The sequence below is a fragment of the Terriglobales bacterium genome (genome assembly GCA_035487355.1).
Taxonomy (GTDB): Bacteria; Acidobacteriota; Terriglobia; order Terriglobales; family Acidobacteriaceae; genus QIAW01.
The window spans coordinates 16,883-41,649 of record DATHMF010000003.1 but is presented as its reverse complement, the minus strand read 5'-3'; the positions used below and the strand labels follow the sequence as shown (position 1 = coordinate 41,649).

Genomic DNA, 24,767 nt, shown 5'->3' with positions numbered 1-24,767 from the left:
TCAAAAAGCGCTGACTCTTTGAGAGTCAGCGCTTTTTCTTTCCATCGGTCTCAGGATTTCCCTTGAAGCATTTTTGTGGTTGATTGGATTGAAGCTCCAAACTGCTTTTTTTAAAACTTTACATTGAGGTCTATCCGCGCTCGGCGGTCGTAATAGGCAAAGAATCTCCCGAACTGTGGGTCAGCCGTGTTCGAATGCACCGCGAGTGGATTGAAGTGATTGGTGATATTGGTGATGCTGACCGAGCCTTCCAGGGCATGGTTCTTCATCACCTTAAACTCTTTGGCAATTCTCGCGTCCAATGAAAAGTAACTGGGAAAACGCGTCTCATGGGTCTGGGCAACGTAATTTTGCATCACGTCTCGTACCTGGTAGGGGAAGCCGCTACGGTACTCCACCAGCGGAGTAATATGCATTTTCAAGGGGAGCTTGAACTGGCTCCACACCAGTATGCGATTTGGTATGTCCCCTGGCAGCGCCGAGAATCTATTTGCCGACACGATAGGCAGCGGGAAATTGCCCAGGAAGTTGTCGAACTCATTCAGATCGCCCGCCGTGTGGCTTCGGACATAGGAACCGGATATGTCACCCTGCTTCCAGGTAAAATGCGCACCCAACTCCAGTTGGTGATAGAACGACTTGCCAGTGTCGCGAAGTACAAGGAAGTCTCCTCCTTGAATGACCTCTCGATTGATAACAAATAGTCCATCCGATTCGCTCTGCAGATAGTTGGCTCGAATATGGAATGAATTCGAAATAGCATGTTCGATTTCAATGTTCCACGCAGCACTCGACGGAGAGAATCTGCCCCCGGCATCGTTAAGTACCCTGAGAACAGAGGTCTTGCTGTGCCCACGTACTGGCCGGGTGAGGCGCCCATAACGGCGGCGTTGACTGTTGGCCGGGGAGTTCAGGTCATACGTGGTGATGATCTCTTCGGGAAACTGATTAAATGAGAAGATATTCAATGGAACCGTGTCATAGAAGATGCCATAGCCCCCTCGTACGACTGTGGAATCACTGGCCCAGGGTTTAAATGCGAACCCCACACGCGGTGCGAGCCGAAGCGTTCGGCTGAGATCTTGACGCTCCATGCGGATCCCTGCATCCAAGGCTAGCTTTCGCCCAACCTGCCAATGGTCCTGTCCAAAGGCTGCGACTTCGTCATCTTGCCGCCGTATAGGCTGAGTATTCGTGAATTCGATCTGTCTCAATCGTTGTCCACTTGTGTTCAAAATATTGACTGGCTTGTCTTCGATCGAAGCGCGGAACTGGGTATGGCTCAACGTAGTCCCAAACTGGAAATTGTGCGTGCCTGCCCATTGCATCGGCGATAGAAAAAAGTTCTCTCTCCACTCCACTCTGGATGCACGCCGGTGTTGTTCATTGAAGTAGTTGCCTGAATTTCCTATAGGGGCAAGGTTCATCGCCGCTTCTCCCCGCGGCAGCACGCTGGCATCAACGCGGTTCAGGGATAGTGTGCTCTGCAGCACGCCGCCATTTACTGTGAGACGGTCTAACAAGCTCGTGGTATCGCCCTGGAAAACAAAATCTGGTGTTACCGGTTGCGGGTTGAAAAAATCCAGATTGACGAATTGTCTCTTCACGGGCGCTAGATGAAAAGTCCCGGTCAAAATGTGCTTGGGAGAAACCAGGTAATCAAGCTGAGTGAACGAGTTAAACGATTGTTCTTTCATCTCGTTGAATGGATACTGCAGGCTCCTTACCGCTTGCTTTCGCAGCACGTACTCCCCGGCATCGGCGAAGTACAGCCGGTTCGCAATCAGAGGACCGTTGAAGTTGACCCGCGGGGTTATTTCTCGCAGTCCTACTATATGCGCACTGCGGACGCGAAACTCCGGGAAAGGATCGTTAAGCTCGTAATGCCACTTATCACCGCCGCGGCGCGTATCCACGGAGACAATTCCCGATGTAAAACCGCCGTACTGGGCTAGATAGGGTGTTTTATATACGGTGACCGTATCCACGCTATCGATGGGCACTGTGGGTTGGAACTGGCCTGTCACAGGATCGGTCACGTTTGCTGAATTCACCACAAACCCGCTGTGATGTTCATTGCTGCCGTAAATGAGGACCGTCCCGTTCGGCGCACGCACCACGCCTGGGACCAGCGGCAGCGCGTCTATGATCGTGACCGGTCTGCCCGGTATTTCCTTCACTTGATCGCGCGGAAGTTGGGTTCCCACCGATGAGCTTTGCGCCACAGGAGAGTCTGTAGTCCCGGCAACGTTGACTTCTTGCTTTACGGTCGCAACCTTCAGGACCAGAGTTAACTTCATCGTCTGTCCCGCATTGACCATGATGTCCTGCCGGATGATGGTTTCAAACCCCTGCCTGGATATAACTACTTTGTAGCTGCCGGGCGGCAGGTTCAGGAATTCGGCCTCACCTTGGGTATTGGTTGTCGTAGTGTTGACGCTCTTACCTTGAAACCAGAGTTGGATTTGCGCCTTCGTAACAGCCGCATTCGATTCGTCAAAAGCGGTAATACGCAAGCTGGCAGAAGAAAGGTCGCGGGCAATGCAATAGTGGGAAGCAATTAGGCTTAGGACAATAATGCAAGCGCGTCGGAACATAACCGGCCTGTCGCTAGAGTTGCGCATGACCCTTTTTTTAACCTCAACCTAACCCTGTTGCAGGAGTCATATTCGATCAATGCTCTCAGCGTCTGTCCTGTATTGACCACTTTTATGTCTTACCAAGTGGTTAATACCCGATCAATGGTCTTTCAGCGCATGGTGCAGGCTTTCTTGCTGTACTCTGGGGGTCTCTTCCAGTCGGTAGAGGTGATTCAGCGGTCCAACCCCCCTACCTAAAGGATGCGCTTGGGAAATCGCTTTCTTTACAAAAGCCTTGGCCAATACCACCGCATCGCTCAACTGCCTCCCCAAGGCAAGGTTGGCCGCCAGCGCTGTGGCAAAAGCACAGCCTGTCCCATGGGTAGATTTTGACTTTACCCGCTCCGACGAAAACTCTTCCTGCACACAGCCGGCTTCGGTCTGCATGCTGAGCAGGTCAATGGCCTTCTCCCTGGTTGCGCTGGACATATCGCCCCCGGTCACCACCACGTTTTTTGCCCCTAATTCGTGCAGTTTGGAGGCGGCGGCCTTCATTTCCGGCAGATTGCTCACCGGAAGGCCGGTCAGGGCGATGGCTTCATCAGCATTAGGCGTAATGACCGTCGAAAGAGACACCAGCTTTTGCCGAAGCACATCTATCCCTTTCTTATCCAGCAGGGTTGCCCCCGATGACGACTTGAAGATCGGGTCGAGCACAATATTCGGAAAGTTGGCTTTCTTAAGCCCCTCAGCTACCGCTTCCACGACCTCGGCTGAGCCCAGCATGCCTATGCGGACTGCTGAAATCTGGAAGTCCTTGGCCAACTCGTACAGGGTATCCGCTACCAGCTTGCCCGAGACCGCTTGCACTTGGGTCACACCGGTCGTTGATTGCACTGTAAGGGCAGTTATGCAGCTCACGCCATAGCAGCCGTGAGCAGCCAGAGTCTTAATATCGGCCGTTACGCCTGCACCCGAGGATGGATCGTAGCCGGCGATGCTGAGTACAACAGGCTGGGAGTTGGCCATTTTTTTCAATCTAACGCAACGCCACCAGAATGCAAGCACAAAATTGGGGCAAGGCTGGTGTGGCACAGCCGTCCGGCTGTGCCAGGCGTCGCGGATACGAGGATCCGAAAGCGGAAGAGGGCAGAACCGGCTCCGGGCTAAAGAAGCCGCAGGTGCCCAGTTGCTTCCCCTTACGCCCCTGTGGCAGTAGCTAATTCTTTGGGAGCAAGAATGAAGCGGAGCTCATCTACATCAATCTGCAGTCGGGTTTTGCTTTTTGCCAAATTTTCTGGCTCGAGAGCTCATGTTAGGCCAAAGTCCCCTTGAGATCTTCTAAATCCGCGCAAATCCGTGAAATCCGCGGTAAGCAGTGCTTTCTTGCAGCCGCACTTGAGGTTCATGTCCATTGGTAACGCTCCAACTCACCACTGTGTCAAAAACGCAACTTCCTGTGTTACACAATTGGTAACCCCAATTGACCAGATCTCCTTTTCTTTCTTATAATTAAGGCAACTTAGTTCCTGGGGAGGATAACTAACTATCGATGAGGTATATTTGAATGAGACAACTACTGACCTACATGATGACGGTCGTTCTATTGATCGCCACCGTGGAAGCAGCATCACCGGCCAGTTCTGAGTCACAACCAAAGATTGCAAATGTGAAGGCCACTTCCATAGAAACCGGGCCAACAACGCCCCGTTTACCATACAAACCCAATTTAAAACCGGCAAAAGCCTATGAGATCGGCAAAGCATCCTGGTATGGCCGCCAGTTCCACGGAAGAACTACAGCCAGCGGCGAACCCTTTGATATGTTTACCCTGACTGCCGCTCATCGCCACCTGCCGCTGGGAACCTGGGTTAAGGTTACGAACGTCCGCAATAGCAGGTCGGTGATCGTAAGAATCAACGACCGCGGACCGGTACCTGAATCCCGCATCATTGACCTCTCCTTTGAGGCTGCCACCCTCCTGGATTTACGGGCCCGAGGGGTAGAAAAGGTCCGTCTGGACCTGCTTAAGCCGGAAGCCGTGGCTTACGCCCTTAATCTGAACCAACTAAACTGATTCCATTCCCTTCTGGGCTGGGTTAGACTGAAACCCAAGGGTTTTGAAAACTAATGTCCCTCCCGCGCGAACGGTTAATTGTGGCCTTGGATGTCTCAACAACATCCGAGGCCACAAAAATTGTCCAGTCAGTCGGGGAATCAGCCGGTCTGTTCAAGGTCGGCAAACAACTGTTTACCGCCGTTGGACCTGAAATTGTCCGCGATCTGGTCGCTTCCGGCAAAAAGGTCTTCCTCGACCTCAAATTTCATGACATCCCCCACACCGTGGCCGCAGCCGTTAGCTCGGCTTCAGCCTTGGGTGTAAGTATGCTCACTATCCATGCCTCCGGGGGAAGCAGGATGCTAAACGCGGCCGTCAAAGCCGCCACTTCGGCCACCCACCCGCCCTTGGTGTTGGCCGTTACTGTGCTCACTAGCTTCACAGATCAGGACGTCCAGGAAGTCGGTTTTTCTGGGAAAACCACCGATAACGTCTTACGGCTGGCCTCTCTGGCGCTGGCCGCCGGCTGCGGAGGCGTAGTAAGCTCCGTCGCCGAAGTCAAAGCGTTACGCCAGGAGCTGGGAGCAGGATTTGCTATCGTCACCCCTGGGATTCGCCCAGCAGGCTCGGCCGACGACGACCAGGCACGAGTAGCTACGCCCTCAGCCGCGATTAACTCCGGCGCCAGCTATATCGTCGTTGGGAGACCCATTACCGAGGCCAAAAACCCGGCCCAGGCTGCCCGGGAGATCGTTCATGAAATCGAGTCCGCGCTAAAAAGTCAAAGGGCGCCCGAACTGGCGCCCCAGTAGCCGGTGTGGGCATTTTGCGCCCACGTACCGTAATTCCCTTACTGCAATTTAAGCGATTGTGCAGCGAAGAGGTTTCCATTCAATGTGCCGGTGGCGCTGATCTTCCAGTTGTCTTTTTTGTCGGTATCAGCGATGAGCTTCTTGGCGGTTTCGTTGGATTGTTTGTCCAATTTAATGACTTTGTTATCGTCGGTCAAAATGGCATAGCCGCTTTGTACGCACTCTGCCATCTGCAAGCAGCCTTTATCGTGCTTGGCCGCAAAGCCCGGCTCCGGATGGGACGCATTATCGGCAGCGCAAGCCACATCCACCAGATAGCCTGTGATGGTCTGAGTTTTTGCTTTATCGGGATCCCCGGCGAAGGCCAAGCCCCCCACCAGCGCCATTAACAGCATCATGCCCATGATCTTTTTCATTACCTTTTCTCCTGAATATTGAATATGACCTTCTTTGAGGGATTGCTTCTACACTACCGGAAACTCAGGCCTCATGACAACTGACGCTCGAAGCGGAAATAAGTCACACCTACGCAAGCCCACGACAATCCCTGCTCTTCTCATGTAAACTGGATCTGCGGCGAGGTGAGCAGAGATTTTTTCCAGAATCCCTCCCAGCGGGCCATCCACGGTTGCATTCGCGCCCAAGCACCGCTGCCGCAAATCCGAAATTATTTTAGGAGATTGACACATGGCAAAGATTGCCAAGACAGCCGACCGCAAAAAGGTCATGGATACCAGCAAGAGCACCGATTGTCCCAAGTGCGGCAAGCCCACCCGCATCGTAAAACGCATGAAGGACCGTGAGCGTAGCATCTCAGGTGGAATCTATATTTCCTGCTCCGGCTGCGAATTTTTCGAAAAACTGTAAGCACTTCCCCTGGATGCCCAACCGTAAGGACGGACTATGCCCGTGAAATTCAAGGGAGTGGACTTCATCGAGTTCGACTCCCTGCTCAACGACGACGAGCGCTTGGTGCGCGACACGACCCGCAAGTTCATCGAAGAGAACCTCATCCCGATCATCGAACCGTGCAACCGTGAAGGCCGCTTCCCGCGCGAGCTGGTGAAACCCTTCGGCGAGTTGGGATTCTTTGGCGCCAGCCTTAAGGGCTACGGCTGCGCCGGCATGAGCAACGTCGAATACGGCCTGGTGATGCAGGAGCTGGAGCGCGGCGACAGCGGCGTACGCTCATTCGTGAGCGTGCAGTCGGCGCTGGTGATGTATCCCATCTACGCGTTTGGCAGCGAAGAACAAAAACAGAAGTGGCTGCCAGCTCTGCAAAAGGGCGAAAAGATCGGATGCTTCGGGTTGACCGAGCCCGGCTTCGGCTCCAACCCCGGTGGCATGCTCACCCGCGCCAAAAAATCGGGCAACGAGTACACCCTGAACGGCGAGAAGATGTGGATCACCTCCGGCAGCATCGCCGATGTTGCCGTCATCTGGGCCAAAGTCGAAGATGAGGGAGACAAAGTCCGCGGCTTTCTCGTCGAGACCGACCGGCCCGGATTCAAAGCCACCGATGTCCACGGCAAGTGGTCGCTGCGCGCGTCGGTGACCTCAGGACTGGCGCTGCAGGATGTGCACATACCCGCGTCCAATCTTTTACTCGGCTCGGGCGGGCTGAAGTCGCCGCTTATGTGCCTCAACCAGGCGCGTTACGGAATCTCCTGGGGCGCAATCGGCGCAGCCATGGCCTGCTATGACGCCGCATTGCAATATTCCCAGGTCCGTAAGCAGTTCCGCGATCAGCCCATCGCCTCGCACCAGTTGGTCCAGGAAAAATTAGTCTGGATGATCAGCGAGATCACCAAGGCCCAGCTTCTGGCGTTACAGGTTGGCCGTTTGAAAGACGCAGAAAAGGTCCAGCACCAACATATCTCCATGGCCAAGCGCAACAACGTCTGGATGGCCCTGGAGTGCGCCCGCATGGCCCGCGACATCCTCGGGGCCAATGGCATCACCGATGACTACCCTGTGATGCGCCACATGATGAACCTGGAATCGGTCAAGACCTATGAGGGTACGCATGACATCCACGCGTTGATCATCGGTGCGAACATCACCGGCTCTGACGCGTTCTGAACCCAATTTCGCAATGTAATTCTCGGCAAGTTCGAGCTTTCACTCAGAGAACCGTCTCCATATTGTTCGTCTCTAGGTGAGAGTTTTTTTCATTCATGATATCTTGTGAGGTTTAACAACTTCATCTGAACGGAGCTGTAATGGGTCCTATCACCGAGTTCATGCAACGGCACTACCGGCACTTCAACGCGGCGGCGATGATGGATGCCGCCAAAGGCTATATCCAGCTCCTGGAAAAGGGCGGCAAGATGTTTGTAACCATTGCCGGGGCCATGAGCACGGCCGAGTTGGGGATATCTTTGGCCGAGATGATCCGCCAGGATAAAGTCCACGGCATCTGTTGTACCGGCGCCAACCTCGAGGAGGACGTCTTCAATCTCGTGGCCCACAATTTCTACGAGCGCGTCCCCCATTACCGTGATCTGACCCCGAAGGACGAAGCCGCACTGCTCGCCCGGCACATGAACCGTGTAACAGATACGTGCATCCCAGAGATGGAGGCCATGCGCCGCATCGAAAGCGTGGTACTGGAAGAGTGGGTGGCGGCAGATAAGAAGAACGAACGCTACTTCCCTCACGAGTTTATGTATAAGATCTTGCGGGCCTGCAAGCTCAAGGATTCCTACCAGATTGATCCTAAGAACAGTTGGCTGATGGCGGCAGCAGAAAAAAATCTGCCTATGTTCGTCCCCGGATGGGAGGACGCTACCCTCGGAAATATGTACGCCGGCCACTGCATCAGCGGCGATGTAAAAAAAGTCCACACGGTCAGGACAGGAATCGAGTACATGATGGAACTTGCCGAATGGTACACCGAGACCACAGCCAAAACCCCGCTGGGCTTCTTCCAGATTGGCGGCGGAATCGCCGGCGACTTCCCTATTTGCGTCGTTCCCATGCTGCATCAGGATTTGCAACGCAACAATGTTCCGCTATGGGCATATTTCTGCCAGATCAGCGACTCCACCACCAGTTATGGCTCATATTCCGGCGCGGTCCCCAACGAAAAAATCACGTGGGGCAAGTTGGGAATAGACACGCCGAAGTTCATCATCGAGTCAGACGCCACCATTGTTGCGCCGTTGATTTTTGCCTACGTCCTGGGATGGTGAGCCGGCGTTGAAGCGCCACATCAATTTTCAGGCAGCTTGGGAATCGGCGGCCAATCAATGGAAGCACCTTCAAACAGATATGCGCACTTCTCGATGCGCTTGGTTCCATCGTGCACCGCGAAGCTGCGCGGATGATCTGGCGGTCCGCTCCACAGAGCAACGCCGGCATAAGCCCCATCTTTGCGCAGAATGTAATAGACCATGTCGAGGTAACGCAAGCGGTTCATATCGTTATTGTGGTTGCGGGCGATGCGGCGGAGCGTCTCCATGCCCGCCTCCTGTGGCGACATTCCCTTGCGCATGTTTTCCACGATAGTATGCGCACCTGCGACCTTGATGTTCTCCTCGCCGCTGCCAGTAGCGCCCGCGGAGCCCACATCCTGATCGGTGTAGCATCCCGCGCCGATGATGGGTGAGTCGCCCAGGCGTCCAGCAAGCTTCCATGCCAGACCGCTGGTGGTGGTCGCACCCGACATCTCTCCCTTTTCGTTCACCGCGGAGACGTGAATCGTGCCGGTTGGCGGAAAGAGCACGCGCTCGATGGCGCCGCGGCGAAATTCCGGCTCAATGCCAATGGCGGCGGCCAGAGGCTCCAGCTCGTGGATAGCTGCTTCCACATCTTTTCCCGATCGGGGAACATATCTTGACCGTGGAGTTTGAATCGGAGGCTTCCAGCTTGGATCGGCCACGCCTGGTCCCCACCAGTCTTTATCAGAGTGGGTCTCTTTCCACAGCAACCAGATCTTGCGCGAGTGCTCGGTGAGAAGGTTTTCTCTGGGAAAGCCCATGTCAACAGCAAAGCGCTCGGCGCCTTCGCCGACGAGCATGACGTGTCCCGTGTGCTCCATCACGGCTTTGGCGACGAGGCAAACATTTTTGATGTTGCGTACACCGCCCACCGATCCGGCGCGCCGTGTAGGACCGTGCATGCAACAGGCGTCAAGCTCCACCACACCCTCTTCATTCGGCAATCCGCCCAGACCGACCGAGTCGTCATTCGGATCATCCTCCTGCACCTTGCAGACGTGCAGGACGGCATCAAGCGTATCCTGTCCGTTGCGCAGCATGTCGTAAGCAGCGTCAATCCCCTGCGTTCCCGTGGGCTTGCAGATAATGACCGGACGCTTGTAAGCAACCGGCTCCGCCATGGTCATCGTCTGACGCGGTTTGTGATCGTGGGTGGTGGTTTCCTGGGCATCGCTTTCTATGCCCGCCGCCAATGAGGCAGAAGTTAACGCGGCGGTAGCAAGAAAATCACGGCGAGAAAATTTCATGGCACTAACCCCCCTTGCAGGATTCAGAGGGACATTATGCCATTTTCACGATGCCGCTAACACATCAGTGATCATCTTCAAATTACGCAATTCGGGAATGTTGCAGCAGCCTGTCTTTAAAGGGATTGGGAATATGAAGTGTCTTCTTCAAATACGTACGCGCATTGTGAATGGATTTGCGCACTTGTTCGCCGTTGCGTTCCGTGGTGGTAGCAATTTCATCAAGTGTGAAGCCTTCAACCGCATACAGAATGAACGCTTCCCGGTCTTCTTTTTTTGCCCGGAGCAACGCAACCTCTACTAAGTTGATCATCTCGTCGGAATACGTGATTTCTTCCGGCGTGGCCTGGCGGCGGTCGGCAATTACACTTTCTGCCAGCAGGGTTTCGTCGGGCTGATGGAACTGCATTTCGGCCTCGTCGCTGCCGGTCACGTTGCGTTTGCGCTCCGAGCGTTCCAGGGGAACTGCATTCTCCTGTTCGGGATCGTTGCTCGTCAGGCGGTTGATTGCTTGTATGGCCAGGCGATACATCCAGCGTTCCAGGGTAAGAAGTTCGGGCTTGTTCTCCTCTTCGCCCAAAGCCGTAGCCACGACTTCATCGAGAACTTCTTTCGGATCTACGGCCTCCGAATCCACCTGTGCCTGGTTGGTGCGATAGCGCATCTCGCGCACGATAAACCGTTCGATCTTCACTAAATTCGCGTTAACAAATGAATAGATGTCCTCCACCGAAGCCAGCGGGGGATGCACTGCAGCAAACGTCTGCTCGAACGGGATCTGCTTCGCCAGGCCATTCCCTGCTTTTCGGCGCGCGCGGCGGTGAAATCCGCGCAGCAGGTCTTTGTGCTTGGTCAGTTGTTTCAACAGTTCGCTGAACGCGGCCTTCATGGCCCTCACCGCCGTCGGACCCGATTGCTGCGAGGCGAGCTGCCCTGAAGGCAAACGCAAATTGAGCGAGATGGAAGTCTCGCCACGCAAAGAGCTGCCCTGGTCTACAATCCCGTGCAGATGCACCAGGTCAGGACGAAAGACCAGCAGCCGCCGGTCTAATTTTTGGATATGGTGTGCAAATTCCCGCTCAACATCGGGGGCCTTAGCGGTTTTATAACTGATATGCACGTTCATTAGAACCTCGTTGGGAATCGAAGTCGCTGGGAACGTTAACGTTTTTCCAGTGCAGGATGAGATTTGTGCCTGGAACCTCTTATCTGCCGTGATTCTACACCCGCAAGAAACAGCGGGAGCAGAAATAATCTACCTATGAGTGGGTTCTAGGTAGATAAATTTCTTGCAATTTGAAATCTTGTGCTGTGCAGAACGAGGATTTCCTTTCGCCGCAGATGAACAATGAACGATGAACGCGGTCAACGCCGATTTAGATGGTTACGCTTACACCGCAACCGTAAACGACGTCTCGGTGCGGGTAACAGGGTGGTACATGGTGTCGCGCTCAACCGGCTCGCGGCCGGCCTCGCGGATAAGCCGGGTCAACTCTTCGCGGCGCATTCCCTGCGGAGTCGTCGCGCCGGCGTCGTGGTAGATTTTTTCCTCGATCACGGTGCCGTCAATGTCATCGGCGCCGAAGCGCAAGGCAATCTGCGCGATTTTAGGTGTCATCATCTGCCAGTAGGCCTTGATGTGCGGAAAATTATCGAGCACCAGGCGGCCTAATGCGATGTTCTTGATGTCCAGCATGCCGGTGGTTTTTGGCAGGTGTTGCAAAGGTGTGTTATCAGGATGGAACGCCAGCGGAATGTAAGTCTGAAAGCCGCTGGTTTCATCCTGCAACTGACGCAGCTTGAGCAAATGATCTACGCGGTCTTCATCGTTTTCCACGTGGCCGTAGAGCATGGTCGCGTTGGAGCGCAGCCCGATCTGGTGCGCGAGGCGCGCGGTTTCCAGCCACTCGGAACCGTCAATCTTATGGTCGCAGATGATGGACCGTACCCGCGGGGCAAAAATCTCTGCGCCGCCGCCAGGCAGCGAATCCACGCCCGCCATCTTCAATTGTTCCAGCGTCTCACGGATTGAAAGCTTCGCTCGCTTGGCCAGATACGCAACTTCTACCATGGTGAACGCCTTGAGATGCACTTTGGGAAAGCGCTGTTTGAGTCCGGCAATCAGGTCCAGAAAATACGAGAATGGCAGGTCAGGATGCAATCCTCCGACGATGTGGAACTCCGTCACAGCTTCCGAATAGCCCGATGCCGCCGTTTGCCAGGCTTCTTCCAGCGCCATGGTGTAGGAACCGTGCGTATCTTTTTTTCGTCCGAAGGCGCACAGACGGCAGGCAGCCACGCAGACGTTCGTCGGATTAATGTGACGGTTCACGTTGAAGTAGGTCACATCACCGTGCATGCGTTCGCGCACCTGGTTGGCCATCCAGCCAATGGCCAAAATATCGGACGATTGAAAGAGCGCGAGTGCATCCGCTGGCGTGAGCCGTTCGCCGGCAACTACCTTATCGGCAATAGGACGCAGGCGTATGTCGTCGGTCTGAAAAGCGTGGGTCTGGCGTGTGTGCATCATGAACTGTTAACTATTATTGATGATAACGCGTGAAAAAAGTATTTAGCAATTATTTAGTAATCAGCACATGGTGTTCAACTCTTAACCGGCAAACCCATTCCAGCGTTCAAAAACTGGCATGCTTTCCGGCCCCTGAAAAGGCGCAAGCGTTTCATTTCAGGAATTTCATAACTCGCGACATCGTACCACATAATGGTACGTATGTTACTTTGGTACCAGTATATGGTACTAGAGTAACTTTCGCGTTACTGTCCAATGATGAGAAAGTGGAATGTACTTAAGCAGTTAGCACCTCAATAGCTGGGGTGTAAGAGCTACTTTGAAAACGACCCATCTCGCCCAACATGGTGGCGAGTATGCAATCAAAAACCCATACATATATTAAGTTATGAGGTTTCTTCATGTCCGTACAACGTGTTTCTGTCATTGCTTTATTTTGCGCCATCATACTAATGGCCTCGTCCCTGATCGGCCAGCCTCAGGGCTCCGGTCCGCGGGCTGAACTCGGTCCGCAAGTGACTGAACCTCACCCCGATTTCGGAGTTATTGACGGGAAGCATTACGTAAACAGCTATTTCGGATTCTCCTATCGTTATCCGGAAGGTTGGAAGGGCACCGCGGTCCAGTCTTCCAGCTCCGGGGCGAGCCAATACGCATTGTTTACCGGCAATCCTGCGTCATCGGATGGAACGGATATGCGCTACATCGCGATTAACGCCGACCCTTTGCCGAAGAACACCACCCCGAAGACTTTTATCGAAGGCGCTCTGAAAACATTTGCCGGGCCGTCGGGCGGCTTTGATGTGCTGCACACCGATAAGCAGTACACGTTTGCAGGCAAGCAGTTCTATCGGGTTGATCTGGTATCGAAGTCCACGCCTGGCAGTCCTGTCTTCTATCAAACCCAGGTTTTCATGTTGTCATCGAATTACGCAGTCACATTCACTTTCATGGCTGTGAACTCCGATGACATGGATACCTTGATTCGCAGCATGGAATCACTCAGTTTTGAGCAAAAGCCAATCGGCGGGGCGCGCTAACGGCGACATCTCAGAAACACCTGCGGTTTAAATATTCGACTTCTTAACGCCCGCCCAGGTTAGGCAAGAGCAGATCTGCGGCGATAAAAAGGAAAAACACGACTGAGATAACGCCGTTCATCGTGAAAAATGCGGCGTTGAGTTTGCTGAGATCATTGGCACGCACCAGCGAATGCTCGTAGATCAGCAACACGGCCACCACCAGGACCCCGGCGAGCGAAAACTTCCCTAATCCAAAGACCATCACCAACGCCGCCAACAGGCCGAGCATGATGAAATGCAGGACGCGGGCGATCCAGAGCGCATTGCTGATACCGGCAAAGCGCGGAATCGAATACAGTCCCCGCTGGCGGTCAAACTCGTAATCCTGGCAGGCGTAGAGCACATCAAATCCGCTCACCCAAAAGGTCACAGCCGCTGTAAGCAGCAGGATACGCGGATCGAGTGATCCGCGAACTGCGATCCAGGCTGCGGCAGGAGCGATTCCCAAAGCGAAACCCAACACCAGATGCGACCAGCTCGTAAACCGTTTGGTAAATGAATACAAGAGAACTACAGCCAGCGCCACAGGAGAAAGGTAAAAAGCCAGACGATTCAGCCGCCACGCAGCCAGCATGAGAACAGCGGCTGAGATCACGACAAAGACGGCAACGAACTTTCGCGAAAGGGCGCCGGCAGGTATGGCGCGCATGCTCGTGCGCGGATTGGCAGCGTCAATTTCAGCATCTATCAGACGATTGAAGGCCATGGCAGCCGAGCGCGCGCCCACCATGGCGACAACAATCCAGAAGAGCTGCCACGCCGCCGGCCATCCTCGAGCCGCAAGCATAGCGCCGCAAAGAGCAAACGGAAGCGCGAAAACGGAGTGCTCCCACTTGATCATCTCCAGAGTGGTGCGAATGTCGCGAAGCAGAGGCACAACAATATTGTAGCTGGAGTCTGCGCGGTCAACAAAAATTGAACGCTCTTTGAACCCTAGGTTGGTCTACAACAGAAAAGCACAGCAAAAATGCTGTGCTTTCTGAGGACTCCCCGTTATTCAGCGGGCCTGGTCCATATTGGTTCGGTCGCCGGGTATCGCAATTTTGTTGTCCACGCTGAACGCGCCTGGTACTGACCGCGCCTGCATGTATGCAACTTGCCTGTCCAGCTTGTTATCCACTGCACCGTACAAAGTCACATGCCCTTGCTCCACGACGATGCGGATAGGTGCTTGCGGATCAAGCGCATATCTTTGCAGCACCGGGCTGCCATAAATCGCGCGTGCGAGGCGAATGCGAAGCTCATCGTCGAAAAAAGACACAGGGGCCACCTCAATGTTGTCGGTGACGTCAGTCACGCCCCTGGCATTTTCCACGATAGAAATTGCAGAGTCGCGATCGGGGTAATTCAGCACATTTCCGCCGAGGGTCACATGCCCGTCGTTGACCTGCAGCGTGAGATTGTTAAACATGATGCCGCGCCCTATCCGGTCGTAACGGAGCTTACTGGCCAGCGTATTCAGGAGCTTGTCATCAGAAATTGCTTCAGTGTTGACCTGCACCTGGTTGCGCACCCCTTCAACGCCGTGCACGCCTTTCACCTTGTCGTGCAGCCGCACTTTGTTGTAATAACTCTCCACCGAGCCCTGCAGCGTAACAATACTGTCCTCAACGGAGGGATGCACATCCTTGAAACTGGGATGATCAGCCAGCATCTTCTCAACATTCTGCAGTACCTTCGCGTCCCTGGCGTCCGCTGCGCTCGCAGCGCCGGTTGGCTGGGCCAACGCGAACACGGGAAGAATCAAAGCCAAAATCAGCAACGCAATAGAAAATCTCGTCTTACGGTTAAACATAGTTCACCTTCCTTGAAGTAAGCATTTACTTACTTATTTAGATGAAGATATGCCACTTTAATTTGTTAAGTTTTGTAACCCTCTGCTCCGATAAGAGGCACGAAACGGCAACCGTCGAGCAACGTGGTTAGCAATCCGCCTGCCTGCTTGCGTAAGAGCTGGAGCTGCTGATTTTCAGGGCTACCTACGGGAACAATAAGCCGTCCGCCTTCTTTGAGCTGCTGCAACAACGGCTGCGGAACGTGGGGAGCGGCCGCAGCAACAACGATGACATCATAAGGCGCGTGTTGCGGTAGCCCGAGCGTGCCGTCACCCACCGCGATTTCAACATTGCTGTAGCCAAGATCCCTTAACCGTTGTTCTGCTGAATTCGCCAGCAGTGCGTAGCGCTCGACGGAGTAGACACGCGCCACCAACTCGGCCAACAGTGCAGTTTGATATCCCGAGCCGGTACCGACTTCGAGAACGATATCTTCAGGACTCAGGTGCACCGCTTCCAGCATTGCAGCCACAATGTAGGGCTGGGAGATGGTTTGCTCAGCTTCGATAGGGACAGGCTGATCGTCGTAAGCTTGCCGCAGCTTGTCCGCAGGGACAAACAGATGGCGTGGCACGCGCTCCATGGCAGCCAGCACCCGTTCATCACGGATGCCGCGATTCCGCAGTTGCGTTGCAACCATGGTCAGGCGCGGGAGTTGCCACGGATCGGCATTGGTCTCACCTGCCATCGTACCTCCATCTATGCCTATGTTGATTATCGTTTACGCTGGCGAATTCTGAAATCAAATCCTACGACTCCATACTGATCGCGCAGTCCGACCAGCGAAAGGTTTTTGTTGATTTGAATTTCGACCTGTATCACCTGCTGCGCCGATTGAGAAAGGTTCGTGATATACGTGAGCGTGACTTTGTCAGAAACTTCCTGCTCGACCGTAAGCCGCGCATTTGGGGTCCCCGGCTCTCCAACCTGCGGATCTATCTTAATGCGGCTTGCGCCAAACAGCCGTTGCACCCGGTTGCTGAGCTCGTAGTTCAAGGCCTGCCCCAGGATTGCATTGGCGGCTGAAGCCTCTTCTTTTCAAAACTCTCGAGTCGTGCCCTGTTACTTATCCGCAAAAACTAAATATTTCCTTCACCTTTGACGGAGTTACTCTTCAGGCCAACCTTCTATAATAAATTGTTAGCGGGTCTACTCGCGAAGCTGCCACATGTCTCATAACCAATATGTCTCATGACCATAACTTTGATGAGCGCTATTCACGCCAGGTGCTCTTCCCCCCCATTGGCCGGGAGGGGCAGCAGAAGTTGGCATCCGCGAAAATCGCTGTGATTGGATGCGGTGCGACCGGCTCCGCAGTTGCTTCCCTGCTGGCGCGCGCCGGTATTGGTGAAATGCGGATTATTGACCGCGATTATGTTGAGTCCAGCAACCTGCAACGCCAATGCCTGTTTGACGAGGCCGATGCACGGGAATCACTGCCCAAGGCCCTGGCCGCCGCCCGCAAGATAGCCAGCTTCAATTCTGCAATTCAGGTGTACCCAGAGGTAGCCGACCTGACTCCGGAAAACATCGGACCTCTGTTAGACGCATCCGATTTGCTGCTCGATGCTACCGACAACTTCGAAACTCGTTATCTGATCAACGATTTTGCCGTGAGCAAAAGTAAACCCTGGATCTACGCCGCCGCTGTGGGCAGTTATTGCCTCACCATGAATATTATTCCCGGCGAGACCGCTTGCCTGGCGTGCATGTTCCCCCAGGCGCCTGCTGGAATGGTAGAAACCTGCGACACAGCAGGCATTTTAAATTCTGCAGTCAATCTGGCGGCGTCCATAGAGGCGACCGAAGCCATCAAAATCCTGCTCGGAGCGAAAGACAAGCTGCGCCGCACCCTGCTCTCCTGGGATGCTTGGACGAATGAACGCGCGGAGATCAACGCTGAGCGTCCTCGCGAGCAGTGCACGGTCTGCCAGCAGCGCGAGTTTGTTTATCTGGCGGGAGAGGGCCGGCCGCATATTACTCTATGCGGACGTAACTCTGTGCAGATCCACGAGCAGCACCGCCCCGTGGACTTCACCGAGATGAGCCGCAAGCTGACGCCTCACGGCACGGTGAAGCACAATGAGTTTGTACTGAAATTCTGGCGCGACCCCTACGAGATGACTCTCTTCCCCGATGGCCGCGCCATTATCAAAGGAACAACCGATACCGGTGTCGCCCGCAGCTTGTACGCGCGGTTCGTAGGATCGTAAGACCCAGCTTCTATTTTGTGATCACGCCGCAGGCGATTCGGTCACCTGAGTTTCCTGAAGGATCAGTCTTCCCATCATCGGCCTTAGCATGGATCACGAGCGCCGTGCCACCACCGGTGAAAACGGAATGAGCGTCATCCCCCAGCGTCACATTCGGAGCAATCACGGTAGCCTTCGACTTGCCCTTGGCGTCCACAGTGAAGTTAGGAATATCGCCGGCGTGCGGCCCATCAGGGTTCTGCAAGCCGTGATGCTTTCCGTCGGGATTGAAGTGTCCGCCGGCTGATTTGAAATCCGGCCCTTCGCACTTGGCATTTTGATGGACGTGGATGCCGTGTTCACCGGGAGGCAGTCCACGCAAATTAAGTTTGATTTTTACTCCGTTAGTAGCTTGGGAGAGCGTGGCTGTGCCAACGCTCTGACCTTGGGCATTTTGCAGATTCACAGTTACCGGTTTTGGAGCTTTGCCTTTTGCATAGGCTGGCGCCAGTACGAGCAGCACTATGCTGATAAAGAACACTGGCTTCCACAGAGACATCCGTACTTCTTCGCGATTTTCCAGTTCAGCTTGCATATTCCGATCTCCTGTTTTCTAACGTGGTCCTGGTAAAACGTGGACCAGCGAAGATTTTACCAATCGGGGAGGAAGCGCGCTCCGAATTCCTCGCCGTTTCAGCCCAAACGGTAGACCAGTACCAAACAACAAGAGGCACGAAGTTCTGCAGGCTTGCAGGTATACTCATCCTATGGCTTGCTCAGAATTGGAAAAGATGCGGCAAGAGGCGCACGAGCTTTTCAAGCTCCTTCGGGAGAAGCGTGGAAAAGCCCGAGCGCACGCCCGGGAGAATAAAAGTCTCGGTCGAGGTGTCCGCTCTGATTTCGAACCTTTTCTTAAAAACAAGATTTCAGCCCTCTCCGGAAAAATTTCACAACACCTGATCCAACATCAATGTGAATAATCGAAAGTTCAAAACCATGGGCCTCATACTTCGATCCTCAGACATCCATGCTGTTGGCTGCTATGCCACTGCCCCAATTCCCGCCAAAACCAAAGTGGTGGAGTATACCGGCGAGCGCATCTCCCCGGAAGAGGGTGACAACCGCTACGAGCACCGTGAGGTCACCTACCTGTTTGGCATGGAAGATGGCAAGACCGTGATTGATGGCCACGGCATGGCTGCTTTCATCAATCACTCCTGCGATCCGAACTGCGAGACTGATGAAATTGACGGGCGCGTATGGATCATTTCCATCCGCGACATCGCTCCCGGCGAAGAGATCACCTACGACTACAATCTTTACGACGGCGAAGAGGATGATCCGGCACCCTGTTCTTGCGGCGCAGGAAGCTGCCGGGGAAGCATGTTTTCTCCAGAAGAAATTGAGCGACTGAAAAACTTGCAGGAAAAAGTCGGGCAGAGCGCTTAAGAATTCCCGTCACTGCCACGCGAGCTGCCTTCTTTTGCTAAACTGCCAGCCATGGCAGTGCGACGCCTCATTATCAATGCCGATGACTTCGGCCTGACCTCAGGCGTGAACCGCGCCATCGCCGACTCTCACCGGAGAGGCATTGTGACTTCATCCACGCTGATGGCGAACTCGCAGGCCTTCGCCGAGGCAGCCAGGATGGCTGGAGAGAACCCAAATCTCAGTGTCGGATGCCATGTAGTTCTGGTGGATGGCCCTCCCGTATCTCCGCCCGAGAAAGTTCCTACTCTGCTTTTACCAAATGGGAACACGAATCAGTTTCGTGAAAGCCTCATATCTTTCGTAACCGCAGCCTGGCGAGGGCGTCTGCAAGAAGAGGAGATCGCCGCCGAAATAGCGGCGCAGATCCGTAAAGTGCAGGCCGCTGGCATCTCTGTTTCTCATGTGGATAGCCACAAGCACACCCATATCTTTCCCGCAATCTTTAAACCATTACTTGCAGTAGCACGAGAGTGTGGAGTGCGCGCCGTGCGCAACCCTTTCGGCCCTATTAAGACCCTGGCTTACGCGCATTTGATGCGCCGTCCTAAACTGTGGACGCGTTACACCGAGGTCGGCATTCTCCGCCATTATGCTGAACAATTCAAAAAACAGGTCAAGGCACACGGCATGATTACACCCGATGGCAGCTTTGGCGTTGTGGTGACCGGTGCGCTCACCCAAGAGCTGTTTGACGCCGTGATTGGATGCATCCCGGAAGGAACCTGGGAGTTCGTTTGCCACCCGGGCTACCACGACGCCGATTTGGAAAAAATCAGCACACGTCTGCGTAGCTCTCGCGATGTAGAGATGCAGATACTTACATCCGAGGCGTCGCGCGCTACCTTGCAACGGCATGGGATTGAATTGATTTCGTACAGAGAGCTATGACGATGTTGTCACTAGAACTTGAGACACTGGACCAATTGCTCGGCGGAGATCTGCCCCTAACGCTCATCCGCGAGCTTTATCCAAATGCCCAAGCATTCATGCAGGGAACCTTCGGCCTGCTGTCAAACGGTGACGTTCGTCTTCTCACAATTGACGAGGCCGAAGTGCCAAAATGGCGATGGCGAGAGCTATTTGTCAATGGAGTTGTAATGAACGAATTGGAAAACATGAAGCTGAAGATTACTGACAAGGGTGCTAAGCGCATAGGCTAGACCCGTTGGCGCGAAGGTCTTGAACTTTCATATCCTTAACACTCCGATGGATGTGTGAACGATCTGAGTACCGAGTACTGAGCACTGCAATTCTGAGTACTGGATTTCTGAATCCTTCCCCATCTCAAACCATCTATACTTGCCTGACTGCTTTTTGATCATCAAAATCATGAGCGAGGACAGCGAGCCGCATGAAGATCGGAATTACCTGCTACCCCACCTACGGTGGGAGCGGAGTTGTAGGCACCGAACTGGGCATGGAACTGGCAGACCGCGGCCATGATGTTCACTTCATTACTTACTCTCAACCCATTCGTCTGAGCACGGGCCACCCCCAAATCCACTACCACGAAGTTGAGGTATCGCGCTATCCGCTGTTTGAGTATCCGCCCTATGATCTGGCGCTGGCCACGCGCATGGCTGAAGTGGCACAAATCTACGATCTTGATATCCTGCACGTCCACTATGCCATTCCCCACTCGGTGAGCGCTCTGCTCGCGCGGCAGTTGTTGGCTTCGCCGACCACCTTGGTACGCAAAAAATTGCCGTTTGTTACTACCTTGCACGGTACGGATATTACAGTGGTCGGAGCTGACAGGTCTTATCTTCCCATCACCCGCTACGCCATCGAGGAGAGCGACGGGGTGACTTCCATCTCGCGCTACCTGCGTGACCGGACGATATTGGAATTCGACATCCACAATCCCATCGAAGTGATTCCCAACTTCGTGAACTGCGACCTCTACCGTCGCGATCCCAAAGCGGCAGAAAACCGCGCCCAATTTGCCAAACCTGATGAGCGTCTTCTCGTGCATCTTTCCAATTTTCGTCCGGTGAAGCGGCTGCAGGATGTGGTAGAGATTTTTGACCGGGTACAGAAAAAAGTTCCCTCCCGGCTGCTGATGATCGGGGATGGGCCCGACCGTTCTGTCGCAGAGTGGATGGCAACGCAAAAAGGCATACTCGACCGGGTAATCTTTTTAGGCAAACAGGATCGGGTGCAGGAAAAGCTTGGCGTCGCCGATCTGATGCTGATGCCCAGTCAGCTGGAAAGTTTTGGCCTGGCCGCGCTGGAAGCCATGGCGTGTGAAGTTCCTTGTGTAGCTACGCGCGTTGGCGGAGTGCCTGAAGTCATTGAACATGGGCACAGCGGCTTTCTCGCCGATGTGGGAGACGTAGAGACCATGGCGAAATACGCCATCGAAGTGCTTTCCGATGAATCGAAGCTGAAGGCCATGCGCCAGACAGCGCGCTTTGAGGCGCAGTCACGCTTCTGTTCAACCAAGATAATCCCGCTGTATGAAAACTTTTACCGCAAGGTACTGGAGCGCGCAGGATAAAGGCTGCCCGGCGCCTGTATAGATTGTGGGCTGAGTTCGCTGGCAGCGAGGTCATCAATCAAAGGCAGCTCCAGCGTAATCAGTGTTCCGATGCCATACTCGCTGTTGATGGCCATCTCAGCAACATCGCCGTAGAGGACCTTGAGCCGCTCAGCGACGTTGCTCATGCCAATGCCGGTGCTATCAGGACGAGTGCTGCCGGGTGGCTGGGATTTATCCATGCCGATCCCGTCGTCGGCGATGTACAAAATCAATCGGTCTTCCGTGAGGCGGCTGCGCAACAGGATCTTCCCTCCATCAAGCTTCGGCTCCAAGCCATGCTTGATGGCATTTTCCACCAGCGGCTGCAACAACATGCTGGGAACCATGGCAGAAAGCGATTCCGGCTGGATATCTTTTTCCACCTGTAGCTTGTCCTGCCCGAAACGCACGACCTCGATATCCAGGTAGTTGTCAACAAACTCCAGCTCTTCCCGCAATGGAACAAAAGTCTCGGTCTGGCGCAGCAGCCGCCGCAGAATATTGGCCAGCTTCACGATGAGTTCGCGGGCCGTGTCGGGGTCCACCCTCACGAGAGAAGAAACCGAATTCAAGGTATTAAACAGAAAATGCGGATTGATCTGGCTCTGCAGGGCCTCCATGCGGGCCTGCAGGAGAAGACGCTCGTGCTCGCGCAGCTTTAACTCCAGGCGCACGGCATTGAAGATCTTCAGCGGAATCGCAATCACGGCGATGGTGGTGGCGTAGATTGCAGCCGAAATCCAGAATTTTGCCTGAAAGGAAAGCCCCGGAGGAAGTTGGAGATAGAAAATCCGTCCGGGAAAGTGCTTTCCCAGTTCCATTCGAGTAAATTGCAAGGACACAATGAGAAAGAAAAAGCCCATCTGCCAGTCCAGGTGCGGCCGGCGTACCATCTTGCGGACCCAGCGATACACGCTGAGATCAATGAACGGAGAAAAAGACCATATCTCTTCCGGGTCACGGGCAAGATCGCGCAGGATGCCGGCCAGAATCCCCACGCCCACGTTGAAAGGCAGTGTGAGATATTCCTGGTGCAAAACCGCTGGAACGGAGACCAATCCTCCGCCAATTGCACCGGCGATGGGACCGGCAAGCACTCCCATCAGCAATGAGGCTTCAAACGAAAGATCAGCGGCGAGAAAATTGCCGACAATCTGCCGCACCCACACCCCCAGCGCATAGGGAATGGAGAAGAGCATCACCAGAGAGATTTTCTTCTGTAGAGACGGGGGTTCTGCAAAAAGCAGGCGTTTGAAATCACGTGAGCGCACCCATGCGCCGGCGATGGCGGCCGCCACGCCCAGCTTGATCAGTTGCGTAAGCAGTATGAGGCGCTGATCCATGGTGGGTCATGCTTATTCTTACACAATTTCTGACCATCCTGCGGCTGTCCTATGGGTATATATAATGAATACAGATGTCCAGCTCTCCCAAAATACGCAAGGTAGCTGAGGCCGATTTTCCCACGCGCTGGGGACACTTCCGTATTCTTGGCTTTGAAGGTGGAAACGATGCAAGCGGCAAGCCGGAAACCGCAGTCGCCCTGGTATTAGGCGACTATGCCAATGCACTCCCGCTGGTGCGCGTGCACTCGCAGTGCCTTACCGGAGACGTCTTCGGATCGCTGCGTTGCGATTGCCGGCAACAGCTTGAAATGGCCCTTGCCATGATCGCCGAGGCCGGGACCGGTGTGCTGGTTTACGAGCAACAGGAAGGGCGCGGGATCGGATTGATGGCCAAATTGCAGGCCTACGAGCTGCAAGACAAGGGTCTTGATACCGTGGAGGCCAACGAGAAGCTGGGCTTCAAGGCCGACCATCGCGAGTTTGGCTTGCCGGCTGAGATCCTGAAATCGCTGGGGATCAAGCAGGTGCGGCTGCTCTCGAACAATCCTGCTAAAGTCGCGGCCCTGGAGCGGGCCGGGGTCCGCGTGGTCGAACGCGTCCCCTGCGAGGTAGAACCGCATTCCCACTCTGAAAATTACCTGAAGACCAAGAAAGAAAAGCTTGGCCATCTATTCACCACAGGATAGATGGCGAGCGCCACAACAGGGACAGCAAGTTTAAAATGTAGCCTGTTTTAACAACTTCCAGTAAAGTTTAGACCTGCCATCTGTTTAGTTTTCTATGGGTGAAAAACGACGTCGCCCAGACAAGAAAACGCAAGGTCCTTCGCGCCCGTTCATCCAAGGGCTACGCAGCCAAAACAAGGCTGCTGCGCCCTCGCGAAAAGTTCGCGCAGCACGGCGCTCGCTTTTCGCTCACCCAAACTGGCGCTCAGGATGACAAGATGCAAACGGAATGGCTGCAAGAGTTTAACGAAGGAGACATCTCAGATGGAGCACAAGTTGGGGAAAATAGCAGTCCTCGGTTCGGGAAAAATGGGCAGCATTCTGCTGCGCGCATTCATGAAGCAGAAACTGTTTTCAGCCAGGGACATAGCCGCCACCGTTCAGCATCGTGAAAAGGCCTCCGCGCTTTCGGTGGAGTTGGGAGTACGGGTCGGCACCGATAACCGCGCCGCGGTTCGCAAGGCCGACATCATTCTGCTGGGCCTTAAGCCCTCCGCCATGGGAGCGGTGCTCGATGAAATCGGCCCGGAGCTCAAACCCAATCAGCTCATCATCTCCATCGCTGCCTCGGTGCCCACCGAATACGTGGAAAAAAGACTGGCAGCTTCAATTCCAGTCATCCGCACCATGCCGAATACACCAGCTATCGTAGGCTGCGGGATCACCGCCATCTGCAAAGGAAAATTTGTCCACGAGAAGCACTTGGAAACCGCCAGCCGCCTCTTCTCCTCGGTGGGAAGAACGGTCACGGTGGATGAAAAACATATGGACGCGATCACCGGACTTTCGGCCAGCGGCCCGGCATACATCTACATCATTCTTGAGGCCCTGGCCGAGGGCGGCGTCAAAGTCGGATTGCCCCGCGACCTGGCGACCCTGCTGGCAGCGCAAACCACGCTCGGTGCAGCTAAAGTTGTGCTGGAGACCGGACACCACCCGGCCTTGCTGAAAGACGAGGTCACCACCCCCGCCGGCTGCACGATTGATGGAATCATGGAGCTGGAAGAGGGCAAGCTGCGCGTGACCCTAATCAAAGCCGTAGTCAAAGCCGCGCAACGGGCACGAGAGCTGCTGTTTAAGGACGGGGCGGTTGGTGCGTAGTTCGCAGAAATCCATAAGGGAAACCT

Annotated in this window: 24 protein-coding genes and 1 pseudogene; 13 read left to right on the top strand and 12 right to left on the bottom strand. The window is 54.4% G+C overall.

Annotated features, from left to right (window positions below; genetic code table 11):
- Positions 1-110: 110 nt before the first annotated feature.
- Positions 111-2,597 carry a TonB-dependent receptor gene (locus VK738_00410; GenBank protein ID HTD21094.1) on the bottom strand — a complete coding sequence of 829 codons (2,487 nt, stop codon included), beginning with the start codon at positions 2,595-2,597 and terminating at the stop codon, positions 111-113.
- Positions 2,598-2,738: 141 nt separating this feature from the next.
- On the bottom strand, positions 2,739-3,608 hold the full coding sequence (gene thiD, locus VK738_00405; GenBank protein ID HTD21093.1) for a bifunctional hydroxymethylpyrimidine kinase/phosphomethylpyrimidine kinase: 870 nt from the start codon (positions 3,606-3,608) through the stop codon (positions 2,739-2,741).
- Between the two features lie 538 nt (positions 3,609-4,146).
- Between thiD and VK738_00400 the strand changes: the two genes are divergently transcribed.
- Both VK738_00400 and pyrF read left to right on the top strand, forming a co-directional pair.
- Entirely contained in the window at positions 4,147-4,656 is a 510-nt protein-coding gene (locus VK738_00400; protein HTD21092.1) for a septal ring lytic transglycosylase RlpA family protein, read from the top strand.
- 53 nt (positions 4,657-4,709) lie between these two features.
- The gene (gene pyrF / locus VK738_00395; GenBank protein HTD21091.1) at positions 4,710-5,450 is read left to right on the top strand and encodes an orotidine-5'-phosphate decarboxylase; all 741 of its coding nucleotides are present in this window, start codon (positions 4,710-4,712) and stop codon (positions 5,448-5,450) included.
- A gap of 38 nt (positions 5,451-5,488) precedes the next feature.
- Here the strand turns inward: pyrF and VK738_00390 are convergent, their stop codons facing one another.
- Positions 5,489-5,866 (bottom strand): hypothetical protein, encoded by a 378-nt coding sequence (locus tag VK738_00390; GenBank protein ID HTD21090.1) that lies wholly within the window; start codon positions 5,864-5,866, stop codon positions 5,489-5,491.
- A 271-nt stretch (positions 5,867-6,137) separates the two neighbouring features.
- Here VK738_00390 and VK738_00385 point away from each other — a divergent pair, with 271 nt between their 5' ends.
- The 3 genes from VK738_00385 to VK738_00375 all read left to right on the top strand — a co-directional run bounded on the left by VK738_00385 (position 6,138) and on the right by VK738_00375 (position 8,644).
- Complete coding sequence (locus VK738_00385; GenBank protein ID HTD21089.1) at positions 6,138-6,317, top strand: hypothetical protein; 180 nt, start codon at positions 6,138-6,140, stop codon at positions 6,315-6,317.
- Between the two features lie 36 nt (positions 6,318-6,353).
- Positions 6,354-7,532: an acyl-CoA dehydrogenase family protein gene (locus tag VK738_00380; protein ID HTD21088.1), complete on the top strand. Its 1,179-nt coding sequence runs from the start codon at positions 6,354-6,356 to the stop codon at positions 7,530-7,532.
- Positions 7,533-7,672: 140 nt separating this feature from the next.
- Complete coding sequence (locus VK738_00375; GenBank protein ID HTD21087.1) at positions 7,673-8,644, top strand: deoxyhypusine synthase family protein; 972 nt, start codon at positions 7,673-7,675, stop codon at positions 8,642-8,644.
- Between the two features lie 20 nt (positions 8,645-8,664).
- On the opposite strand, the gene VK738_00370 is transcribed toward VK738_00375, so the two are convergent.
- From VK738_00370 to mqnE, 3 genes are all read right to left on the bottom strand, one after another.
- Entirely contained in the window at positions 8,665-9,918 is a 1,254-nt protein-coding gene (locus VK738_00370; protein ID HTD21086.1) for a N(4)-(beta-N-acetylglucosaminyl)-L-asparaginase, read from the bottom strand.
- Between the two features lie 82 nt (positions 9,919-10,000).
- Entirely contained in the window at positions 10,001-11,044 is a 1,044-nt protein-coding gene (locus VK738_00365) for a hypothetical protein (GenBank protein HTD21085.1), read from the bottom strand.
- Positions 11,045-11,308: 264 nt separating this feature from the next.
- On the bottom strand, positions 11,309-12,448 hold the full coding sequence (gene mqnE / locus VK738_00360; GenBank protein ID HTD21084.1) for an aminofutalosine synthase MqnE: 1,140 nt from the start codon (positions 12,446-12,448) through the stop codon (positions 11,309-11,311).
- Between the two features lie 401 nt (positions 12,449-12,849).
- Between mqnE and VK738_00355 the strand changes: the two genes are divergently transcribed.
- Positions 12,850-13,488: a hypothetical protein gene (locus VK738_00355; GenBank protein HTD21083.1), complete on the top strand. Its 639-nt coding sequence runs from the start codon at positions 12,850-12,852 to the stop codon at positions 13,486-13,488.
- A 43-nt stretch (positions 13,489-13,531) separates the two neighbouring features.
- Here the strand turns inward: VK738_00355 and VK738_00350 are convergent, their stop codons facing one another.
- The 4 genes and pseudogenes from VK738_00350 to VK738_00335 form a co-directional block, all read right to left on the bottom strand.
- Positions 13,532-14,407 carry a UbiA-like polyprenyltransferase gene (locus VK738_00350; protein ID HTD21082.1) on the bottom strand — a complete coding sequence of 292 codons (876 nt, stop codon included), beginning with the start codon at positions 14,405-14,407 and terminating at the stop codon, positions 13,532-13,534.
- A 120-nt stretch (positions 14,408-14,527) separates the two neighbouring features.
- Positions 14,528-15,325 (bottom strand): BON domain-containing protein, encoded by a 798-nt coding sequence (locus tag VK738_00345; GenBank protein HTD21081.1) that lies wholly within the window; start codon positions 15,323-15,325, stop codon positions 14,528-14,530.
- A 65-nt stretch (positions 15,326-15,390) separates the two neighbouring features.
- Positions 15,391-16,053, bottom strand: a complete 663-nt coding sequence (locus VK738_00340; protein ID HTD21080.1) for a protein-L-isoaspartate(D-aspartate) O-methyltransferase — start codon at positions 16,051-16,053, stop codon at positions 15,391-15,393.
- A gap of 26 nt (positions 16,054-16,079) precedes the next feature.
- A pseudogene (locus VK738_00335) lies at positions 16,080-16,382 on the bottom strand (translocation/assembly module TamB domain-containing protein).
- Positions 16,383-16,549: 167 nt separating this feature from the next.
- Here VK738_00335 and VK738_00330 point away from each other — a divergent pair.
- Positions 16,550-17,578: a ThiF family adenylyltransferase gene (locus tag VK738_00330; protein HTD21079.1), complete on the top strand. Its 1,029-nt coding sequence runs from the start codon at positions 16,550-16,552 to the stop codon at positions 17,576-17,578.
- Between the two features lie 10 nt (positions 17,579-17,588).
- On the opposite strand, the gene VK738_00325 is transcribed toward VK738_00330, so the two are convergent.
- Positions 17,589-18,152 (bottom strand): superoxide dismutase family protein, encoded by a 564-nt coding sequence (locus tag VK738_00325; GenBank protein HTD21078.1) that lies wholly within the window; start codon positions 18,150-18,152, stop codon positions 17,589-17,591.
- 401 nt (positions 18,153-18,553) lie between these two features.
- Here VK738_00325 and VK738_00320 point away from each other — a divergent pair, with 401 nt between their 5' ends.
- From VK738_00320 to bshA, 4 genes are all read left to right on the top strand, one after another.
- Positions 18,554-19,006 carry an SET domain-containing protein-lysine N-methyltransferase gene (locus tag VK738_00320; protein HTD21077.1) on the top strand — a complete coding sequence of 151 codons (453 nt, stop codon included), beginning with the start codon at positions 18,554-18,556 and terminating at the stop codon, positions 19,004-19,006.
- Positions 19,007-19,057: 51 nt separating this feature from the next.
- Entirely contained in the window at positions 19,058-19,936 is an 879-nt protein-coding gene (locus VK738_00315) for a ChbG/HpnK family deacetylase (GenBank protein HTD21076.1), read from the top strand.
- Between the two features lie 2 nt (positions 19,937-19,938).
- Entirely contained in the window at positions 19,939-20,208 is a 270-nt protein-coding gene (locus VK738_00310; protein HTD21075.1) for a hypothetical protein, read from the top strand.
- Positions 20,209-20,399: 191 nt separating this feature from the next.
- Positions 20,400-21,548 carry an N-acetyl-alpha-D-glucosaminyl L-malate synthase BshA gene (gene bshA / locus VK738_00305; GenBank protein HTD21074.1) on the top strand — a complete coding sequence of 383 codons (1,149 nt, stop codon included), beginning with the start codon at positions 20,400-20,402 and terminating at the stop codon, positions 21,546-21,548.
- On the opposite strand, the gene VK738_00300 is transcribed toward bshA, so the two are convergent.
- Positions 21,518-22,912, bottom strand: a complete 1,395-nt coding sequence (locus tag VK738_00300) for a histidine kinase (protein HTD21073.1) — start codon at positions 22,910-22,912, stop codon at positions 21,518-21,520. The genes bshA and VK738_00300 overlap by 31 nt on opposite strands.
- 74 nt (positions 22,913-22,986) lie before the next feature.
- Between VK738_00300 and ribA the strand changes: the two genes are divergently transcribed.
- Both ribA and proC read left to right on the top strand, forming a co-directional pair.
- The gene (gene ribA / locus VK738_00295; GenBank protein ID HTD21072.1) at positions 22,987-23,601 is read left to right on the top strand and encodes a GTP cyclohydrolase II; all 615 of its coding nucleotides are present in this window, start codon (positions 22,987-22,989) and stop codon (positions 23,599-23,601) included.
- A gap of 303 nt (positions 23,602-23,904) precedes the next feature.
- Positions 23,905-24,741, top strand: coding sequence for a pyrroline-5-carboxylate reductase (proC, locus tag VK738_00290; GenBank protein HTD21071.1), 837 nt, complete (start codon positions 23,905-23,907; stop codon positions 24,739-24,741).
- The last annotated feature ends 26 nt before the right edge of the window (positions 24,742-24,767 follow it).

Excerpts from the sequence above, each read along its gene's own strand:
- VK738_00410 (HTD21094.1), bottom strand. The coding sequence starts at position 2,597 with ATGTTCCGACGCGCTTGCATTATTGTCCTAAGCCTAATTGCTTCCCAC.
- thiD (HTD21093.1), bottom strand. The coding sequence starts at position 3,608 with ATGGCCAACTCCCAGCCTGTTGTACTCAGCATCGCCGGCTACGATCCA.
- VK738_00400 (HTD21092.1), top strand. The coding sequence starts at position 4,147 with ATGAGACAACTACTGACCTACATGATGACGGTCGTTCTATTGATCGCC.
- pyrF (HTD21091.1), top strand. The coding sequence starts at position 4,710 with ATGTCCCTCCCGCGCGAACGGTTAATTGTGGCCTTGGATGTCTCAACA.
- VK738_00390 (HTD21090.1), bottom strand. The coding sequence starts at position 5,866 with ATGAAAAAGATCATGGGCATGATGCTGTTAATGGCGCTGGTGGGGGGC.
- VK738_00385 (HTD21089.1), top strand. The coding sequence starts at position 6,138 with ATGGCAAAGATTGCCAAGACAGCCGACCGCAAAAAGGTCATGGATACC.
- VK738_00380 (HTD21088.1), top strand. The coding sequence starts at position 6,354 with ATGCCCGTGAAATTCAAGGGAGTGGACTTCATCGAGTTCGACTCCCTG.
- VK738_00375 (HTD21087.1), top strand. The coding sequence starts at position 7,673 with ATGGGTCCTATCACCGAGTTCATGCAACGGCACTACCGGCACTTCAAC.
- VK738_00370 (HTD21086.1), bottom strand. The coding sequence starts at position 9,918 with ATGAAATTTTCTCGCCGTGATTTTCTTGCTACCGCCGCGTTAACTTCT.
- VK738_00365 (HTD21085.1), bottom strand. The coding sequence starts at position 11,044 with ATGAACGTGCATATCAGTTATAAAACCGCTAAGGCCCCCGATGTTGAG.
- mqnE (HTD21084.1), bottom strand. The coding sequence starts at position 12,448 with ATGATGCACACACGCCAGACCCACGCTTTTCAGACCGACGACATACGC.
- VK738_00355 (HTD21083.1), top strand. The coding sequence starts at position 12,850 with ATGTCCGTACAACGTGTTTCTGTCATTGCTTTATTTTGCGCCATCATA.
- VK738_00345 (HTD21081.1), bottom strand. The coding sequence starts at position 15,325 with ATGTTTAACCGTAAGACGAGATTTTCTATTGCGTTGCTGATTTTGGCT.
- VK738_00340 (HTD21080.1), bottom strand. The coding sequence starts at position 16,053 with ATGGCAGGTGAGACCAATGCCGATCCGTGGCAACTCCCGCGCCTGACC.
- VK738_00330 (HTD21079.1), top strand. The coding sequence starts at position 16,550 with ATGTCTCATGACCATAACTTTGATGAGCGCTATTCACGCCAGGTGCTC.
- VK738_00325 (HTD21078.1), bottom strand. The coding sequence starts at position 18,152 with ATGCAAGCTGAACTGGAAAATCGCGAAGAAGTACGGATGTCTCTGTGG.
- VK738_00320 (HTD21077.1), top strand. The coding sequence starts at position 18,554 with ATGGGCCTCATACTTCGATCCTCAGACATCCATGCTGTTGGCTGCTAT.
- VK738_00315 (HTD21076.1), top strand. The coding sequence starts at position 19,058 with ATGGCAGTGCGACGCCTCATTATCAATGCCGATGACTTCGGCCTGACC.
- VK738_00310 (HTD21075.1), top strand. The coding sequence starts at position 19,939 with ATGTTGTCACTAGAACTTGAGACACTGGACCAATTGCTCGGCGGAGAT.
- bshA (HTD21074.1), top strand. The coding sequence starts at position 20,400 with ATGAAGATCGGAATTACCTGCTACCCCACCTACGGTGGGAGCGGAGTT.
- VK738_00300 (HTD21073.1), bottom strand. The coding sequence starts at position 22,912 with ATGGATCAGCGCCTCATACTGCTTACGCAACTGATCAAGCTGGGCGTG.
- ribA (HTD21072.1), top strand. The coding sequence starts at position 22,987 with ATGTCCAGCTCTCCCAAAATACGCAAGGTAGCTGAGGCCGATTTTCCC.
- proC (HTD21071.1), top strand. The coding sequence starts at position 23,905 with ATGGAGCACAAGTTGGGGAAAATAGCAGTCCTCGGTTCGGGAAAAATG.